We start from the raw sequence: 1,061 nt of genomic DNA, 5'->3' as shown, positions 1-1,061 counted from the left end.
GTACCAGTCCCGCTCGAACTGCATCGGACTGACGTAGCCCAACGTCGAGTGCAAGCGCGAATGATTGTAGAAGCTCAACCAGTCGATTACCTCGTCCATCGCTTCCCGACGCGTTGCAAAGCGCTGGCCAAGGATGCGTGCTCGCTTGAGCGATCCCCACAAGCTCTCGGTCGGCGCGTTGACGCTCCTATGTCAAGAAGCGTGCGTCGAATCGGTCAGATCGGCCAGGATGAGCGGGTACAGTTCCCTGACGATATAGCGCTTCAGGCAACGATGAATTTCCTTGTTCGACATCCCTTCCTTTGTCCGGCGCTCGACGTAAGCACGTGTTCTGGGATCGCTGCGCATGCGCACCATGGCAATCGTCCACAAGGCATTGTTTGCGGACCGGTCACCGCCCCTGTTCAGGCGGTGTCGGACCGTCTTGCCAGATGACGCTTGCAACGGACTCGTGCCACAGAGCGCCGCCAGCGCGGCCTCACTTTTCAGTCGCTCGGGGTTGTCGCCCGCAACGGCAATCAGGACGGCAGCCGTTTGCGGTCCCACGCCGAACCTTTCTCGAAGTCGTCGAGCATGCTGATTCGTGAGACTCTCGAGCATGGCATCGAGCGCCTTGAGCTCTTCGTCCAACGCAAGCCAGCGCTTGGCCAGCAACCGCAGCGTCGTCGTCAGTGCTTGCAGAACGGGCGTGGTCCCCAGCGAACGCAGACGTGTGCAGCTTGCGATGCATTGGGCGGTCTTCGTCTTGAGAAGACGCTCGCGAATTTCCTGTGGCGCGCAGACCAGCAAAGCTCGCAGCTGATTGATTGCCTGCGTCTTGGCCTTGACAGCGCTGCGTCGGGCAACAGAAACGGCGCGCATCGCTTCGGCGGCCCCTGACTGCTCTTTGGGGATTGCCGTTGCCCTTCCGGAAAGAACTGCTCGTGCGGCATTCTCAGCGTCGGTCGGATCGGATTTCCCCCGAGACCGGCGTGTTGCCCGGTCAGGTCGATTGACCTCTAGTACCTCGATTTCATGGTCGCGCAGCACCCGGGCGAGTCCCGCTCCATACGTGCCGGTGC

General features: G+C 61.1%; 1 protein-coding gene and 1 pseudogene. Both read right to left on the bottom strand.

Going from position 1 to position 1,061, the window contains the following annotated elements; genetic code table 11:
* Positions 1-180, bottom strand: a pseudogene (locus tag ACSHSS_RS30240) (IS3 family transposase); the annotation flags it as partial.
* Positions 181-192: 12 nt separating this feature from the next.
* Positions 193-1,061: IS110 family transposase (locus tag ACSHSS_RS30235; RefSeq protein WP_445545972.1), on the bottom strand; the 869-nt coding region annotated here is incomplete at its 5' end.

The organism is Burkholderia sp. BC1 (genome assembly GCF_052683555.1).
Note: the sequence above shows the minus strand (reverse complement) of the source record. Positions and strands in the feature narration are given on the sequence as shown.